Source organism: Segeticoccus rhizosphaerae, assembly GCF_009192725.1.
GTDB lineage: Bacteria > Actinomycetota > Actinomycetes > Actinomycetales > Dermatophilaceae > Segeticoccus > Segeticoccus rhizosphaerae.
This window is the reverse complement of record NZ_VOHR01000543.1, coordinates 1-1478: the sequence shown is the minus strand read 5'-3', so window position 1 is coordinate 1478 and position 1478 is coordinate 1. Positions and strand designations below refer to the sequence as shown.

Sequence of the window (1478 nt, the reverse complement as noted above, 5' to 3'; positions counted from 1 at the left end):
CGTCCACACCCCGACGCCCGGCACCGCCCGCAGCCGCCGCCGGGCCGAGACCCGGTCGAGGTCCACGCACTCCTCGAGCCGCCCGGCGGCCCTGACCGAGCGCACCACCGTCGCAGAGCGGGCCCCGTCGACACCGGCCTGCAACCAGGCCCACGACGGGATCCGCCCCCACGTCACTGCCGCCGGGGCCACCCAGAGCCGGCCCTCCGCCCCCGGAGCGGGTTCCCCGTGCCGGCGGACGAGGCGGCGCCAGGCCGAGTAGGCCTCCTGCCCGGTGACCTTCTGCTCCAGCACCGTCGGGACGAGCGCCTCGACCACCAACCCGGTCCGCGGCACCCTCCAGCCGGAGAACATCCGGCCCGCCGCCACGACGCGCGGGTGGCGGGGCACGAACCCCGACACGTCGTCGCCCGCCCCGAGCAACGCCGGAAGGGAGTCGAGCAGCCAGGTGGCGCCGGGACCCCACGCACTCGCGGCGACCTCCCCCAGAGCGGGCCGGCTCGAGAGCCGCAGGGTGGCCGGGCCCTCCGGTGTGCGCACACCCCTCCAGAGGGTGCCGTCCGGGTCGACGCGCCAGGTCGGGTCGTGGGCACCACGCCGCAGCGGACCCAGGGTGGCGAGCACGTCGACCGGCCGCCCCGGGACCCAGGTGCGGCGGCGCACCTCGGCGACGTCAGGCATGCCACGAGGATGCCATCTGCACCGGACGGACGGGCAACCGCGCCTGCGACCTACGCTGGCCCCGTGCCCACCCCAGCCTCCGTCCTCGCCGACCTGCTCACGTCGGATCCCACGCGTCCGCGCCTGACCTTCTACGACGACACGGAAGGCCCCACCCGCGGGGAGCGGATCGAGCTGTCGGCCAAGGTGATCGCCAACTGGGTCGCCAAGGCAGCGAACGCCCTGCAGGACGAGTTCGACGCCGGCCCCGGCAGCACCGTGGCGCTCTCCCTCCCGCTGGCCCACTGGCGCGCCGTCTACTGGGCCCTCGCCACCTGGTCGGTCGGCGCCACCCTCAGCACCGACCTCGACCTGCCGCACGACGTGCTGGTCACCGACGACGACCAGGCCAGCACCGACGCCGACCTGGTGGTCGTGACCCTCCCGGCGCTGGCCCGCGCACACCCGGGGCCTCTGCCCGCCGGCGCGATGGACGAGGCCCGCGAGCTGTCCACGTATGGCGACCGGTTCAGCCCGTACGCCGAGGCGCCACCCGCGCAGGTGGCGTGGGCAGGCAGGGGCGCCGATGGGCGCGGTGAGCACACGGCATACGACACGGTGGTGCGTGAGCGGGACTGGCCGGCCGGGGCGCGCGTCAATCTCGACGGGTCGTCACCCGAGGTGCTGCTCGACGCGCTGTCCGCCTGGGCGGCGGGCGGCTCGGTGGTGCTGGTGCGCTCCCCCGATCCCGCGTTGATGCCGGACCGGCTCGCCGCGGAGGGCGTCACGCTCGACCTGGTCGGCTGACCGGCTCGCCC

Annotated in this window: 2 protein-coding genes; one reads left to right on the top strand and one right to left on the bottom strand. The window is 76.0% G+C overall.

Annotated elements, in window-relative coordinates:
* The coding region (locus tag FRW57_RS21485) for a DNA-3-methyladenine glycosylase family protein (protein ID WP_420853281.1) at positions 1 to 681 on the bottom strand (681 nt) is incomplete at its 3' end.
* A gap of 63 nt (positions 682 to 744) precedes the next feature.
* Here FRW57_RS21485 and FRW57_RS21480 point away from each other — a divergent pair.
* The gene (locus tag FRW57_RS21480) at positions 745 to 1467 is read left to right on the top strand and encodes a TIGR03089 family protein (RefSeq protein WP_238384742.1); all 723 of its coding nucleotides are present in this window, start codon (positions 745 to 747) and stop codon (positions 1465 to 1467) included.
* The last annotated feature ends 11 nt before the right edge of the window (positions 1468 to 1478 follow it).